Source organism: Pseudomonas sp. (genome assembly GCF_050739995.1).
GTDB lineage: Bacteria > Pseudomonadota > Gammaproteobacteria > Pseudomonadales > Pseudomonadaceae > Aquipseudomonas.
Genome location: NZ_JBOICG010000551.1, coordinates 1 through 13,714, shown reverse-complemented (window position 1 = coordinate 13,714; position 13,714 = coordinate 1). Strand labels below are relative to the sequence as shown.

The window sequence follows — 13,714 nt, the reverse complement described above, 5'->3', positions numbered from 1 at the left end:
GTCAGGATCTGCGCAGCATCGCTGGGCACGGCGGGGCGAATCTCGATGGTCATGGGCGGGCCTTGGGCAATTTCAAAGCCCACATACTAAGGGGCTTTAATGACTGATTGCAGTGCAATTTTATAGTCACTGGCGCAGAAAATCTTACAGGTGACTTAAGACCGTTCGTCGCCATACAGGCACGAACCACAACCGAGGGCAGACCAATAAGGGGTAAGGACATCAATCATATGGAGACACTCTCATGAAGCCTTCCAAGTTTGCCGCCCTCGCCCTCACCGGCCTGCTGTCTGCCACCGCGCTGAGCGCGTTTGCCGCGACCTCGTCCACCGGTCCGACCAACCCGGCCACCACCGAATCGCAAGAGTCCATGGGCACCGGCATGGATACCAACGGCGGCGCGATAATCGACAACGGAGCAGGTGCTGATCCGCGCACCAAGGGCAACGACACTCAGCGTCAGGCGCCCGCCGCCGTGGGCAACGGCAAGATGGGCCCAGGTGTGAATGCCGAGCCCAAAGTGAATAAAGGCGACGACAACAACATCCCCGGCGCGCCAAAACAACCTGCGCCCTAAGCCATCGAACGCAAGAGAACACCCGAACAGGTTGGGCAAAGTGGTGCTGGATAGGGTGGGCAAGTCAGTAATTCCAGCCCCACCACAAAACCTGTGGGAGCAGGGCTTGCCCGCGATGGTGGTGTCAGCCACCTGCGAGGCAAGCTGATCGAATGTCATCGCTGGCAAGCCCGCTCCCACACTTTTGCGTTGAATCAGTGAATCAACGGTGTGCCGACACCAGCAACATCATCGGGCGCTCTTGTTCTTCAGCCAGTTCAGGACGCGTTCTCAAGTCCGCTTCACTCGGCCCCCACTCTTCAACGTGGCTCAGCGTGAACCCCGCCTGAATCAACAGATTGAGCAACGTGCCCAAGGTGCGATGCTGCTTGATCACGCCGTCTGCCAACCAATGGGTCACCCGTGGCCCTTCCTGCTGATAGCCATCCACAGGCCAGCTCTTGCGCCCCTCGTCATCCATCAACCAGCCTGGATTGCGCGGCGCCATGAAGATCGGATGCTCGATGGAAAACACCAGGTGCCCGCCTGGCACCAGCGCGCGGTGGATGCGCGCGAACAAGCCCTTGAGATCGACGATGTAATGGAACGCCAGGGAGCTGTAGGCCAAGTCAAATACGCCCATGGGAATATCCAGGTGTTCCAGGTCAGCGATGGCGTAGGAGATAGTGGGCGTTGAGGTCATCTCTTTCGCCCGCGCCAACATCTTCTGTGATACATCGAGCCCCAGCACCTCGGCAGCGCCCTGCTCCTGGGCCCAGCGACTGAACCAGCCATAACCACAGCCCAGGTCCACCACCCGCACCCCGGACATCGGTGGCAACATTGCCTGCAAGGCCGGCCATTCTGGCGCGCCAGCCAAGCCCTGGACCGAACGACCCATCTTGCTGTAGCCCTCGAAGAAGGCCGGTGTGTCATAGATGTTCTGGGTCATGGGATCACTCCGTGCTGGGTAGCGCCCTATTCTGCCAACATCCCATCCACTTCGTCAGTGCCCGGTGACGTCGCCGGGCCCCAGCGCGTGACCGCCAGGGCTGCCGCCGCATTCGCGCGACGCGCTGCTTGAGCCGGTGCCAGGCCGCTGGCCAGGCCCGCCAGAAACACGCCGGCATGGGCATCGCCCGCACCGTTGCTATCAACCGCCCGCACCTTGAACCCAGGCACATGCTCGGCCCGGCCCCGTTGGCTGATCCAGCAACCATTCGGTCCGTCGCGCACCACCAACAAGGCCTCGACCGGCAGGTGGCGCTTGAGCTCAAGCAAGGCCTCAGCCAGCGTTCCGGCACCAGTGAACGCCAGCGCCTCCGGACCATTGCTGGTCCAGATATCGATACGCGGCAGCAACGCAATCATCAGTGCAGAATCCGGCGCCTTGACCAACGGCCCCGGGTCGAACACCACGGTGACGTCACGCGGCAGCGCCAGCAGCCAGTCGAGCAGTGCCTGTGCCTTGCCCTCCAGCAACAGGCTGTAGCCGCTGACGTACACGTAATCGTGCGCATGCGGCACAACGCCCACCAAGTCTTCGGCCGTTAAATCGCCTTCAGCGCCGATATGGGAAATGAAGGTGCGTTCGGTGGTGGCTTCGGTCAGCGACACACACAAACCGGTGTCCTTGCCCTCACTGGCTGGCTGGGCCATCACCACCCCTTCGGCCTGCATCGCCGCACGGGCCAGGTCGCCGAAGCGCCCATTGCCGTGGCGCCCGAGATACACCACGGGCATTCCATTGCGCCGGGCAGCAGCCATCACGTTAAAACCGCCGCCGGCTTCGAAGCTGGCCGATTGCGCCAGTACATCGCCGCCCGTCGCAGGCAAGGTATCCAAGGCCATGACCAAGTCGACGATGACCTGGCCGGTGTGCAGCAATCTAGACATTGTGGCTCTCTACTAACGCCGGGCGACGGTCAGCCGCGCCACCCAATACCGCATAAACTCCGCCGGCCACCAGGAAAGTGACGATCCAGCCCAGGCCGTTGTGGCCCAGCCAGGAATCGGACAATGGCCCGGCGAACCAGATATTTTCGGCGGTAGTGCCGATGGTGGTGAAACTGAAACCCAGCACAATTGCCACGGCCCAGGCGCCGAACGCACGCCATTCCACGCCACCGCGATACCAGTAGGCGCTGCTTGGGCTCACGTCCAACAAGTCTGTTGCGCTGTAGTAGTGACGGTGGATCAAGTCGACCACGAAAATTCCGACCCACGCAGTGATCGGCACAGCCAGCAGCGAAATGAAGGTGATGAAGGGGCCGTAGAAACTGTCGGCGATCAGCATGAAGTAAATCGACCCGGCGAAGATCGCCACGATGTCGACGATCACCGCGTGCACGCGCTTGACCTTCAAACCCAGGGTCAAGGTCGTCAGGCCGGCCGAGTACACCGAGAGGTTGTTGGACAGTAGCAAGCCGCCAAATGCGGTGATCAGGTACGGCACGGCCATCCAGGTCGGCAGCATGTCGCGGATCGCGATGATCGGGTCAGTGGCCGAGGCCAGGTCGTTATTGCCCACCGACAGCAGCCCGCCGAGGGTGATCAACAACACCAACGGAATACCCGCACCAAACGCGGCGGACGCCACCAGACGCACGGCCTTGACGCTGCGATGCTGGTAGCGCGACATGTCGGCCCCGGCGTTGGCCCAACCGATCCCCGTGCCGGCAGCCATGGTGCCGACACCGATGATCATCGCGCTCAGCGGTGCCGGGGTGGCGTTGAACACGGCACTCCAGTCGATGGTGGCGCAGAGGAAGCCACCCACCAGAATATTCAAGGCACCGAACACGTAAGTGGCCCACTTCTGGATCACCAGCAACGTCGCGTGGCCGAGGCCGGAAACAGACAAGGTCAGCAGCACGAAAATCGCGATGAAGATGAGCGTCAGCACAGGTGCGCTTTTTGCTTCAACCGGCGAATGGAACAGGATCGAACACAACGACAACAATACGAAGGCTGCGGTGGTGGTGTTGACGGTTTCCCAGCCCAGGCGTGACATCAGTGACACCAGAGTGGGGCCAATATTGCCGCGCACGCCGAAGATAGCGCGGGACAACGTCAGGCTGGGAGCCCGGCCACGGCGACCGGCAATCGAGATGATGCCCACCACCGCAAAAGAACCGGCGGCACCGAGGATGGCGACAATGATCGCCTGCCAGATCGCCAAGCCACGAAACGCCACCAGGGTCGCCCCGAGCGGCAAGCCGAGGATGCTGATATTGGCCGCGAACCACACCCAGAACAGTTGCAGCGGGTGGCCGTTGCACTCGTTTTCAGGGACCGGTTCGATGCCGCGGGTTTCCAATTGGCCGGCGCTTTGGCCGGCAGAGGTGCTGCTCATGGAGTGCTCCTGGTGCCTGTATTGTTGTGGTTGTGGCAGATTCTTAAAGCAGAACGGCGCTCGGTCTTCCTGTCTCAGCGAGTTCAATGTGGGAGCAGGCTTGCCTGCGATAGCGGCGTACCAGGCACTGATGTACTCACTGGAGGGCAGCCATCGCAGGCAAGCCAGCTCCCACATTTTGCATTGCGGCGTTTATCTCAACGCGAGCAGCCTTTGAACCAGTGGCTGCAAATCCAGGCCATTGACGGTTTTAACTTGCTCGATCATCGCCGACGGCCAGCACTGCATCCCCAGGCACGCGCCGAGCATGGCGCCGAGCATGGCGGCAATGGTGTCGGTATCCCCGCCCAGGCTGGCGGCCAGGCACAGGGCTTCGAACGCGTTCATGTCGCCCACCGCCACTTGCTGGGCCAGGGCAAACGACACCACCACCGACTCCTGGGACGCGACGGAGGTGCCGATCAGCTCATAGAGCAGGTCGGCGAACAGCGCCTTGTCGCCACTGCCCACGCTCAAAGTGCGCGCCCAACTGATGCGCGTGGAAATGCGCCCGCCGGCAATCCAATGGCCGTGGCCTTCAGCCTGTTGGGCGATCTGGGTACCGATGTTCAGGGCTTCCCCCAAGTCCACGCCGTTGATGCCGGCCGACACCACCGCCGCCACCGCCGCCGCACTGGAGATGCCCAGCGTGGTGTTATGGGTGACCTGGCAGGCTTGGATCACTGCTTGTATAAACTGCGCCGGGTCGCGAATGTCGGCGGCGATCCCCACCGGGGTGATGCGCATCGCCGCACCGTTGGTAGTGCCATAGCGCCCGGACTCTTCCGGAGTGTGGCCGGCGAGGATCATGTCGATTGCGCGTTTGGTCGACGGGCCGAGCAGATCCTGCGAGCCCTTGGCGCGCATCACCGCTTCCCAGTCGATCAGGCGCTGAGCGAGCACCTTGGGTTCGATCTTACCCTGGCCTTGCACCAGCAACTCGCCGACCAGGATCGCCTGTTCGGTGTCATCGGTAATGGAACCGGCTGGCATGTTCGGTGCGATGGGCTGGTCGGCGTCGGCATCTTCCAGGCGGGTAATGGCACCGAAGCGGGCACGGATTTGCTCGCGGTTCAAGGACTGGGTCGGCATGCCCAAGGCATCGCCCAGGGCCAAGCCGTAGAAGGCACCCAGGGCGCGATTTTCCACGGTCATTTCGAAGCTCCAAACTGCAGGTGCAGGCGAAAGTGCAGAGGGTCGAGCAAGCTTTCGACATGCTCCATGAAACGCTCGCGGCGGTCGTAGGTGGTACGCGAGGCTTTGAGAAACACGCTGCCGGCAGGCCGCCCGAGCAGCTCGGCGTCCTCGTCACTCAAGGGTTCGGCGCCGATCCATTGGTCGCCTTCGGCACCCACGTAGCCGTAGGCGGCCAGGGTGATCGTCAGGGAGTTATCGATCAGGCCGACACTGGGCAGACTTTCCAGGCCACCGGAGGCGGGCATCAACGAACGCTCCAGGGACACGGCGATGCCATCGGGGGTGCAGCGGCGGCGGTCGAGTGCAATGAATTGGTCGCTGCCGAAACGGCTGAGCAGGTCCGGACGGGTCACGGCTTCCAGGCGCAGGATATCGGTGGTCACCCGCGCGCCCGTATCGGCCAGGGCCTGGGCCCAACCGCTGCGCTGGTCGAGCACCATGCCGTCAAAGGTGACGATGGAACCGACACCGCTCTGAGTAGCGATGTAGTTGCGCCGCTTGAGCTCGGCCAACGCTTCGCGCAGGGTGCCGCGGCTGACCGCGAACTCTTCGGCCAATTGATGCTCGCCCGGCAGCAGGAAGCCGTCGGCTATCACCCCACCCTCGATACGGCGGATGAGCTCGTCGACGACGCGTTTTTTCTTATCAAATCGAACATGTCTAATCATGTACAAATTGATAACCGAAAGCGCCCATTTGCAGCAAGCGAATTATTTCAAGGGGATGAGAAAAACGGCCTCAGGGCTCCAGGCCAATGGGAAAAAACACCCCGCCGCTCCACACGCCCAGCCAGTTCTGACCGTTGATCGGACGACTCACGGCCAGCTCGACCAATTGATAGAACGCGTTGCGATGCACCAGGGCTTCGAGGTTGGTGCGCACCAACAGATATGGCGCAGGTTCCTGGGTGACAGGGTCGATCACCACCCGCAGCGGATGTTCGAGGCTGGCGTCGATCTGTTCGTCGACATTGGTGGTAAAGCGCAGCACCTGGCTTTCACCCTGCCCTTGCACTTCCAGTGTCAACGCAACAAATGGCGCATCATCGACGCTGATGCCGACCTTTTCCACAGGCGTGACCAGAAAATACTCATCACCGTCGCGACGGATAATGTTGGAGAACAACTTGACCATCGGCTTTCGCCCAATCGGCGTGCCCTGATAGAACCAGGTGCCGTCACGGGCGATGCGCATGTCGATGTGACCGCAGAAATCCGGATTCCACAGGTGCACGGGCGCCGGCCCCTTGCCCTTGGGCAGTTGGGCCAATAGATCATTGGCCTTGGCGACATCGGTCATCGGATCCTCCTGTTACTGATCACTCATGCCCAGCAAGCCACGAGCGTACTGCGCCAGGGGGCGGGCAATCAGATCTTCTGGCTTGTTGTCGTGGAACGTCAGTAAACCGCCACGACTGCGAATACGTGCAGTATCAATCAAATACTGGGTGCTGGTCTCGATCAACATGATCTGGATCACGCCACTGTCCAGCCCCACGCGGTCCAGGGCCTGCTGATCAGTCCACTCATCAGCGTTACCGATACGGTCATCGGCTGCCGCAAAGCGGCAATACAGCAGGTAATGCGCCCCGGCCGCCCGTGCTTCAGCCATCGCCTGCTCCAGGCCTTCCGGCTTGCGGGCGCGACGTACCATGGGGAAATATTCGACGAAGCCGTTGAAGGCTTCCTCAGCCACCACGTTAGGTCGCGGGTAGGCGCTACCCGGCGGCACAAAGGCGCCCTGGGCAATAAAGACAAAGGAGTCCGGCTGTATACGCACCGACGCCGTACGGCGTGTATCACTGTGGTCCAGCAACCCGGCGTCGCTCATCTGATAACGGGTGCCTTCGGCCATATCGCTGACGGTCATGCAACCACTCAGCGCCAACGACGCCAGCAACAAAACCAGACTACGCATCCTAAATCCTCCAGAAGCCGGTGACGGAAAACCGGCGAATGGGCGTGAGATGCAGGTTTTACGCCATTTGGTAGCAGCACATTTGGTTTTGTGTTGTCTTGGGGATGTTTAGCCGCCGATGATCTTCATGATGGTCGCACCACCGGAAAAGGCCACTTCCTGTTTATCGCCGAGGGCTTTCATCAGCAAGCCTTGCAGGGCCGGCAATGCCTGGTGGCGCGGCTTGTCCAGCAAGTCGCCGATGTAATGCCGGTTACTCGACGATAGGCAGCCATGCAACCACCCCGTGGAAGACAAACGCAGCCGTGAACAGGTACGGCAGAACGGTACGCTTTCGTTGGCGATCACACCAAAGAAGCCCTTGCCCGGTACTTCGTAGCGCACCGCCGTAGCATCCACAGGGGCGTCGGCTTGCAGGTATTCGTGATGTTCGCCAATCAGGCTGAGCAATTGCTGCAGGCTGACAAATTGCTGCAGGAAAGCGTTGGAGTCCTTGGCCAGGTGGCCCATGCGCATCAGCTCGATGAAGCGCAACTCGTAGCCACGCTCCAGGCAATAATCGAGCAGCGGCATCACCTGGTCCAGGTTCTGTCCGCGCAAAGGCACCATGTTGACCTTGATCTTGATCCCGGCCGCGCGAGCCTGGTCCATGCCAGCGAGCACGGTGGCCAAATCGCCACCACGGGCAATGCTGCGAAAGGCCTCGGCATCCAGGGTATCGAGGGAGACGTTGATGCGCCGGATACCGGCGTCCACCAGCAAAGGCAGTTTACGGGCGAGCAACTGACCGTTGGTGGTCAAGCTGATATCACGCAGGCCCATCTGCCCCACTGCACCCATGAAGGCTTCCAGCTTGGGGCTGACCAGCGGTTCGCCGCCAGTGATACGCAGGCGCTCGATGCCCGCCGCCTCAATCAGGTAGGCCACGCCACGGGCCATGGCCTCGGCCGAGAGTTCGTCCTGGGCAGCCACCAACCGCTTGCCGTTCGGCACGCAGTAGGTACACGCATAATTGCAGGCTGAAGTCAGGCTGATCCGCAAATTGCGAAATCGCCTGCCTTGACGATCAACGATCATGGATCACTCCGGCAGAAGATAATTCGGGCGCGCTAGAAGCTGACTCATAAATCAGCTTTTAGCAAGGTCCTTGCCTGAGTATATTCCTGGGGTACTGCGCCTGGCAGTAAATCATTACGTGGCAGGCGGCAGTTCAGTCGAATGCTTGCGCTTGTTGCCCATGCGCACGCCGATGTCCATCAGGAACTGGAAGAAGCCCTCCTGATCTTCCAGCACATTGCTCCAGAACGGCGAGTGGTACAGCGCTACTGCGCCGTGCACCAAGGCCCAGGCGGCGCAGTAGTGGAAATAAGGCGGTACATCTTCAAGCTTGCCTTCACTGATGCGGCCCTTGATCAGCAAGGTAAGGCGTTCGAAGTTCGAGGCACGGATCTTGTGCAGCTCCTCGACCATTTCCGGCACCTGATGGCCCTTGACTACCTTCTCTTCCAGGCGGTCGAACAAGCGATAGCGCTGCGGGTCACGCATGCGGAACTCGAAGTAGGCCCGGGACAGGGCTTCCTTGTCCTTGTCCACATCGGCCGAGTGCAACAGTTCGTTCAAGTCGCGCTCGTAGTCGAGCATCAGGCGCAGGTAAATCTCGGCCTTGGACTTGAAGTGCTTGTAGATGGTGCCTTTGCCGATACCCACGGCATCCGCAATCATCTCGACGGTGACGCTGTCTTCACCTTGTTCGAGGAACAGCTTGAGTGCAGTGTCGAGAATTTCCTGCTCACGGCGGCGAAACTCACGGACCTTACGGGGTTCTTTGTGCATGAGGAAAAGGTCTGCAGAGGTGAATAGGGGAAGGGTTACGCAGGGCCAAGGATACCTGGCGATACGATTTACCCGGTGCGAGGGATTATCCCGACTGAACGGTCGTTGGGCAACGCCTATGTGAACCGGCTTTGCACTTAACTTTCAGCATGCCAACGATTTCATCGATATCAGTCAGAAATAACACGCAACATCCTCACCTGCCCATAGGACTCAATGAGAACTCAAGCGAAGCGCGTGTATTCCAAATCTGTTTAAAAAACGATCAGATGCGACTGGACTGAATGGGATAGTGATCAATACTTGAACTGTCGACGTGACATCTCCCCCAAGTGACACGTCGACCTGGGTACCGACGGACTGCGTACCCTTGTTTTACTCCTAATGGTCTTAGCCCGGATTCACCCCCCAGAACCCGGGTTTTTTTTGCCCAGGATTTAAGAAACGTGGGCCAACGGAAACAGGCGCTTGAAGTTCTCCGTGGTCTGCTCTGCAAAACGCTCGTAGGACTCGCCGCGCAGCATCGCCAGGTAATCCGCCACATCGCGCACATACTCCGGCAGGTTCGGCTTGCCACGATGAGGGATCGGCGCCAGGTACGGTGAGTCGGTTTCTACCAGCAAGCGATCGGCCGGCACCTGACGCGCCACGTCACGCAAGGCGTCCGCATTGCGGAAGGTGACGATGCCCGACAGGGAGATGTAGAAGCCCAGATCCAAAGCCGCCTTGGCCATGTCCCAGTCTTCGGTGAAGCAATGCAGCACGCCGGCCTGGGGCAATGCGGCTTCGCGTAGCAAGGCCAGGGTGTCGGCGCGAGCGCCACGGGTGTGGACGATCACCGGCTTGCCAGTTTGCCGGGCCGCTTGCAGATGCAGACGGAACGAGGCCTGCTGCAATTCGGCGGCTTCAGGCTCGTAGTGGTAGTCCAGCCCGGTTTCACCAATCGCCACCACCCGTGGGTGGCTGAGCTCGCCCAGCAACCAGTCGAGGGCTGGCGCTTCGCCGGGCTTGAGGTCCAGGGGGTGGATACCGACTGAACAATCTACATCGGCATAACGCTCGGCCAGGGCTTTGACATCGGCGGCGTTCTCAGCACTGACGCCGATACACAGGAAGTGCCCTACCCCACGCTGGCGCGCTGCTTCAAGGGCGGCATCCAGGGAACCGTCGTGCTGGGCAAGGTCGAGGCGATCAAGGTGGCAATGGGAATCTACGAGCATAGGAAGTTACAACTTGAGTCACGATAAGGGTCTGGCCAACGATACACCCGTCAACCACGGAAATTAACGGCGGCCGAGCAAACCCACCCATTGCACCAGCAGCGCTTCAAGCAGCAGCACACGGTTGAGGTTGGCCTTGCCCAGGACCTTCTGGCGCTGGGCGAGAATCCAGTCCTGGATATTCAGCACCTTGTCCTGGGCACTCTTCTGCGCAAGGTATTGCACAACTTTGCGCATGTCCGGCAGGCCCAGGCAGCTTTCATCCTGGGTCAACTGATAGCGCAGGATCAGGCTCGACCAATCGCAGAACCAGTCGAACAACAGCAGGAGAGGAATATCCTTCCAGGCGCTTTCGGCCAGTTGGGTGGCGGAGAGTTCCTGCTTGAGCAGTTTCTTCACGCCATCGACCACCAACGCCCGTTGCTCACGCACGCCCTGGGCCTGCAGCTTGACGGCAGCCAACGGTGAGCCGGCGGCCAACGTCAACAGCTCGACCCGTTCGTCCACAGAACAGTCCGGCAGTGCCTGCGCCAGCCATTCCAGGCTCATCGCCTCGCTCGGCAACGGGCACGCCTGCTGCACGCAACGGCTGCGAATGGTCGGCAACAAACGGCTGGACTGGTGGCTCACCAGCAACAGCACCGTATCGCCGGACGGTTCTTCCAAACTCTTGAGCAAAGCGTTGGCGGCGTTGATGTTCATGGCCTCCACCGGTTCGATCAGTACGACCTTGCGCCCGCCCATCTGCGCGGTCTGCACCACAAAGCTAACGAGATCACGCACTTGGTCGACCTTGATCGCCTTGTCAGCCTCCTCGGGTTCCAACAGGTAGTTGTCAGGGTGGCTGCCGGCCTTGAGCAACAGGCAGGACTTGCACTCGCCGCAGGCTTCCAGGTTGACCGGCTTTTGACATAACAGGCTCGCCATCAGGCGCTCGGCAAGGTCACGCTTACCGATGCCTGCCGGCCCGTGCAGCAGATAGGCGTGGGCATGCTGGGCACGACCGGCCAATTGCTGCCAAAGACTATCCTGCCATGGGTAGGCTTCAGCCACGGGCGCGCTCCAGCAGTTTCGGCAACAACGCGTCAATGGCGCGTTGCACTTGCGTCAGTGGCTGAGCGGCGTCCAGCACGTAGTAACGGGCAGGTTCAGCGGCGGCACGCTTGAGGAACGCAGTGCGCACAGCGTCGAAAAAGGTCTGGCCTTCCAGTTCGAATCGATCCAGGCGGCCACGGGCACTGGCGCGGGACATCCCCACTTCCACCGGCAGATCGAACAGGAGGGTCAGGTCGGGGCGCAAATCGCCCTGGACGAAGGTTTCCAAGGCGGCGATGCGCTCCAGGGACAAGCCTCGACCACCACCCTGATAGGCGTAGGTGGAATCGGTAAACCGGTCGCAAATCACCACCGCGCCGCGCGCCAGGGCCGGGCGAATCACTTCGGCCAGGTGCTGGGCGCGGGCGGCAAACACCAGCAGCAGCTCGGTGTCCGGGTTCATCTGTTCTTCACCCGGCGCCAACAGCACTTCACGAATGCGTTCAGCCAGCGGCGTACCACCCGGCTCACGGGTCAACACCACCTCGATACCCCCACCGCGCAAGCGCTCGGCCAGGTAATCGCGATTGGTGCTTTTGCCGGCGCCTTCCGGGCCTTCCAGGGTAATAAACAAGCCAGTCACAGGCAGTCCTTAGTCAGAGTCATTGCGGGCTTTGCGGCGCGGCGGTATCCGGCGCAGGCTCGGTGGGTGCATCGGCCGGGGGCGGTGCGTCCTGCGCCGTCTTCACCGCGGGCGCCGGGCTGGAACGATAGTCGGCGCGGCGCTTGAGTTGGAACTCACGCACGGCGGCATTATGCGCATCCAGGTCATCGGAGAAAATATGGCTGCCATCGCCACGCGCGACAAAATACAGGCTGCTACCCGGCACCGGGTTCAGCGCAGCGTGGATGGCCTCGCGGCCGACCATGGCAATCGGCGTCGGCGGCAGGCCGGCGACCATGTAGGTGTTATAGGGGTTGGCTTCCTTGAGGTGCGCACGGGTCAGCTTGCCGGTGTAGCGTTCGCCCAGGCCGTAGATCACCGTCGGGTCGGTCTGCAGCAGCATGCCGATCTTCATGCGTCGCACGAAGACCCCGGCAATCTGTCCGCGCTCTTCAGGTACACCGGTCTCTTTCTCCACCAGGGAGGCCATGATCAGCGCTTGATAAGGGTCGGTGTAAGGCGCATCGACCGCGCGCTTCCCCCACTCTTGGGCGAGTACATCGTCCAGGCGGTTGTAGGCTTTTTTCAGGAAATCGACATCGGTCATGCCGCGCACGAAGCGGTAGGTGTCCGGGAAGAAGCGCCCTTCAGGAAACACGTCGGGGTGACCGAGCTTGTCCATCACTTCCTTGTCGCTCAGGCCCGACAGCGTCTGCACAATCTTTTCGTGCTTGGCCAGCGCCGAGCGCACCTGACGGAAATTCCAGCCTTCTACCAGCGTCAGGCTGTATTGCACCACTTCGCCACGCTGCCACAAGCCGATCAAGCCCTCGGCCGTCAGGCCAGGGGTCATGCGGTATTCCCCGCTGTGCAACGGCTGGCCGTCGAGATTGAAACGCCAATACAGGCGCAACCAGAAGGCATCGTCGAGCACCCCTTCGGCTTCCAGACGATTGAAGGTCCCGGTCGGGGTCGCCCCGGCCGGTACATCCAGCAATTGTTCCTGGCTCAGTTTCAGGGGCTGCTTCAAGGCAGAGTCGAGCTTCCAGGCGGAGAAGCCCAGCACCAAGCCTGCCGAGACCAAACCGATCAGCAGCAGTAAAACCAGTTTTCGTATCAACTCAAATATCCAATAGCGCGCGAACAATGCCCTGCAGTTTACGGGTGAGCGGCCCAACCGACCAGCTCATCGCAGCGCACCCGCGCACCGGCCAAATGCCATAAACGCTGTTGCAGACAAAGACTTCGTCGGCCTGCTGCAACTGTTCAACGCTGATGTCGGCCACGGCCGCCGGGATGCCCAGGGTTTGCGCCTGGGCCAGGATCTCGGCACGCATCACGCCTGCGACGCCACAACGATTCAGATCGGCGGTTAGTAACCACCCGTTGCGTACCAGGAACAGGTTGCTGAACACGCCTTCGATCACCCGATCGGACATATCCAGCATCAAACCTTCGGCGTGCTCGGCATCCTGCCATTCGGCGCGGGCGATCACCTGTTCCAGACGATTAAGGTGCTTGAGCCCCGCCAGTAACGGCTGTTCAGCCAGGCGGGTGGCACACGGAAACAAACGGATTCCATCGATTCCATGGGCTTGGGGATAGGTAGCGGGCGGGCTGCCCTGCAAGATACGACGCACCGGGGCGTCAGGGTTGATGCCATAACCACGCAGGCTATCGCCACGGGTGAGGATCAACTTGAGGACACCGTCGCCGAGAGCGGCGGCATAAGCCAGCACTTCGCTGCGGATCAACGGTTGATCCGCAACCAGCGCCAACCGCCTGCAACCCTCATCGAGGCGTTGCAGATGGCGATCGAGCAGCACAGGCTGCCCGGCCCTGACGGCAATGGTCTCGAACAGGCCATCGCCATACGCCAGGCCGCGATCTTTCAGGGG

The 13,714-nt window shown here is 61.0% G+C and carries 15 protein-coding genes; 1 reads left to right on the top strand and 14 read right to left on the bottom strand.

Features of this window, described 5'->3' with window-relative positions:
• Positions 1–244 precede the first annotated feature (244 nt).
• Positions 245–577 carry a hypothetical protein gene (locus tag ACRESD_RS18110; RefSeq protein WP_431752173.1) on the top strand — a complete coding sequence of 111 codons (333 nt, stop codon included), beginning with the start codon at positions 245–247 and terminating at the stop codon, positions 575–577.
• A gap of 202 nt (positions 578–779) precedes the next feature.
• Here the strand turns inward: ACRESD_RS18110 and ACRESD_RS18105 are convergent, their stop codons facing one another.
• The 14 genes from ACRESD_RS18105 to pabC form a co-directional block, all read right to left on the bottom strand.
• Positions 780–1,508, bottom strand: coding sequence for a class I SAM-dependent methyltransferase (locus ACRESD_RS18105; RefSeq protein WP_431752172.1), 729 nt, complete (start codon positions 1,506–1,508; stop codon positions 780–782).
• Positions 1,509–1,534: 26 nt separating this feature from the next.
• On the bottom strand, positions 1,535–2,452 hold the full coding sequence (locus ACRESD_RS18100) for a PfkB family carbohydrate kinase (RefSeq protein WP_431752171.1): 918 nt from the start codon (positions 2,450–2,452) through the stop codon (positions 1,535–1,537).
• Positions 2,445–3,911 (bottom strand): purine-cytosine permease family protein, encoded by a 1,467-nt coding sequence (locus ACRESD_RS18095; RefSeq protein ID WP_431752170.1) that lies wholly within the window; start codon positions 3,909–3,911, stop codon positions 2,445–2,447. Before ACRESD_RS18095 ends, ACRESD_RS18100 begins: the two co-directional genes overlap by 8 nt.
• 192 nt (positions 3,912–4,103) lie before the next feature.
• A complete protein-coding gene (locus tag ACRESD_RS18090; RefSeq protein WP_431752169.1) occupies positions 4,104–5,105 on the bottom strand; it encodes an ADP-ribosylglycohydrolase family protein in 1,002 nt (333 codons plus the stop codon).
• Entirely contained in the window at positions 5,102–5,815 is a 714-nt protein-coding gene (locus ACRESD_RS18085) for a GntR family transcriptional regulator (protein WP_431752168.1), read from the bottom strand. Before ACRESD_RS18085 ends, ACRESD_RS18090 begins: the two co-directional genes overlap by 4 nt.
• Positions 5,816–5,885: 70 nt before the next feature.
• The gene (locus ACRESD_RS18080; RefSeq protein WP_431752167.1) at positions 5,886–6,446 is read right to left on the bottom strand and encodes a DUF1285 domain-containing protein; all 561 of its coding nucleotides are present in this window, start codon (positions 6,444–6,446) and stop codon (positions 5,886–5,888) included.
• A gap of 12 nt (positions 6,447–6,458) precedes the next feature.
• Positions 6,459–7,064, bottom strand: a complete 606-nt coding sequence (locus tag ACRESD_RS18075; protein WP_431752166.1) for a DUF4823 domain-containing protein — start codon at positions 7,062–7,064, stop codon at positions 6,459–6,461.
• Between the two features lie 108 nt (positions 7,065–7,172).
• Positions 7,173–8,141, bottom strand: coding sequence for a GTP 3',8-cyclase MoaA (locus ACRESD_RS18070; protein WP_431752165.1), 969 nt, complete (start codon positions 8,139–8,141; stop codon positions 7,173–7,175).
• Between the two features lie 114 nt (positions 8,142–8,255).
• A complete protein-coding gene (locus ACRESD_RS18065) occupies positions 8,256–8,897 on the bottom strand; it encodes a TetR/AcrR family transcriptional regulator (RefSeq protein ID WP_431752164.1) in 642 nt (213 codons plus the stop codon).
• Positions 8,898–9,334: 437 nt separating this feature from the next.
• The gene (locus ACRESD_RS18060) at positions 9,335–10,117 is read right to left on the bottom strand and encodes a TatD family hydrolase (RefSeq protein WP_431752163.1); all 783 of its coding nucleotides are present in this window, start codon (positions 10,115–10,117) and stop codon (positions 9,335–9,337) included.
• Positions 10,118–10,180: 63 nt separating this feature from the next.
• Positions 10,181–11,170, bottom strand: a complete 990-nt coding sequence (locus ACRESD_RS18055) for a DNA polymerase III subunit delta' (protein ID WP_431752162.1) — start codon at positions 11,168–11,170, stop codon at positions 10,181–10,183.
• Entirely contained in the window at positions 11,163–11,795 is a 633-nt protein-coding gene (gene tmk / locus ACRESD_RS18050) for a dTMP kinase (RefSeq protein ID WP_431752161.1), read from the bottom strand. Before tmk ends, ACRESD_RS18055 begins: the two co-directional genes overlap by 8 nt.
• A 19-nt stretch (positions 11,796–11,814) precedes the next feature.
• Positions 11,815–12,936: an endolytic transglycosylase MltG gene (gene mltG, locus ACRESD_RS18045; protein WP_431752160.1), complete on the bottom strand. Its 1,122-nt coding sequence runs from the start codon at positions 12,934–12,936 to the stop codon at positions 11,815–11,817.
• A 1-nt stretch (position 12,937) separates the two neighbouring features.
• Entirely contained in the window at positions 12,938–13,711 is a 774-nt protein-coding gene (gene pabC, locus ACRESD_RS18040; RefSeq protein ID WP_431752174.1) for an aminodeoxychorismate lyase, read from the bottom strand.
• Positions 13,712–13,714: the final 3 nt, after the last annotated feature.

Coding starts and splice junctions, on each gene's coding strand:
- ACRESD_RS18110 (WP_431752173.1), top strand. CDS start 245: ATGAAGCCTTCCAAGTTTGCCGCCCTCGCCCTCACCGGCCTGCTGTCT.
- ACRESD_RS18105 (WP_431752172.1), bottom strand. CDS start 1,508: ATGACCCAGAACATCTATGACACACCGGCCTTCTTCGAGGGCTACAGC.
- ACRESD_RS18100 (WP_431752171.1), bottom strand. CDS start 2,452: ATGTCTAGATTGCTGCACACCGGCCAGGTCATCGTCGACTTGGTCATG.
- ACRESD_RS18095 (WP_431752170.1), bottom strand. CDS start 3,911: ATGAGCAGCACCTCTGCCGGCCAAAGCGCCGGCCAATTGGAAACCCGC.
- ACRESD_RS18090 (WP_431752169.1), bottom strand. CDS start 5,105: ATGACCGTGGAAAATCGCGCCCTGGGTGCCTTCTACGGCTTGGCCCTG.
- ACRESD_RS18085 (WP_431752168.1), bottom strand. CDS start 5,815: ATGATTAGACATGTTCGATTTGATAAGAAAAAACGCGTCGTCGACGAG.
- ACRESD_RS18080 (WP_431752167.1), bottom strand. CDS start 6,446: ATGACCGATGTCGCCAAGGCCAATGATCTATTGGCCCAACTGCCCAAG.
- ACRESD_RS18075 (WP_431752166.1), bottom strand. CDS start 7,064: ATGCGTAGTCTGGTTTTGTTGCTGGCGTCGTTGGCGCTGAGTGGTTGC.
- ACRESD_RS18070 (WP_431752165.1), bottom strand. CDS start 8,141: ATGATCGTTGATCGTCAAGGCAGGCGATTTCGCAATTTGCGGATCAGC.
- ACRESD_RS18065 (WP_431752164.1), bottom strand. CDS start 8,897: ATGCACAAAGAACCCCGTAAGGTCCGTGAGTTTCGCCGCCGTGAGCAG.
- ACRESD_RS18060 (WP_431752163.1), bottom strand. CDS start 10,117: ATGCTCGTAGATTCCCATTGCCACCTTGATCGCCTCGACCTTGCCCAG.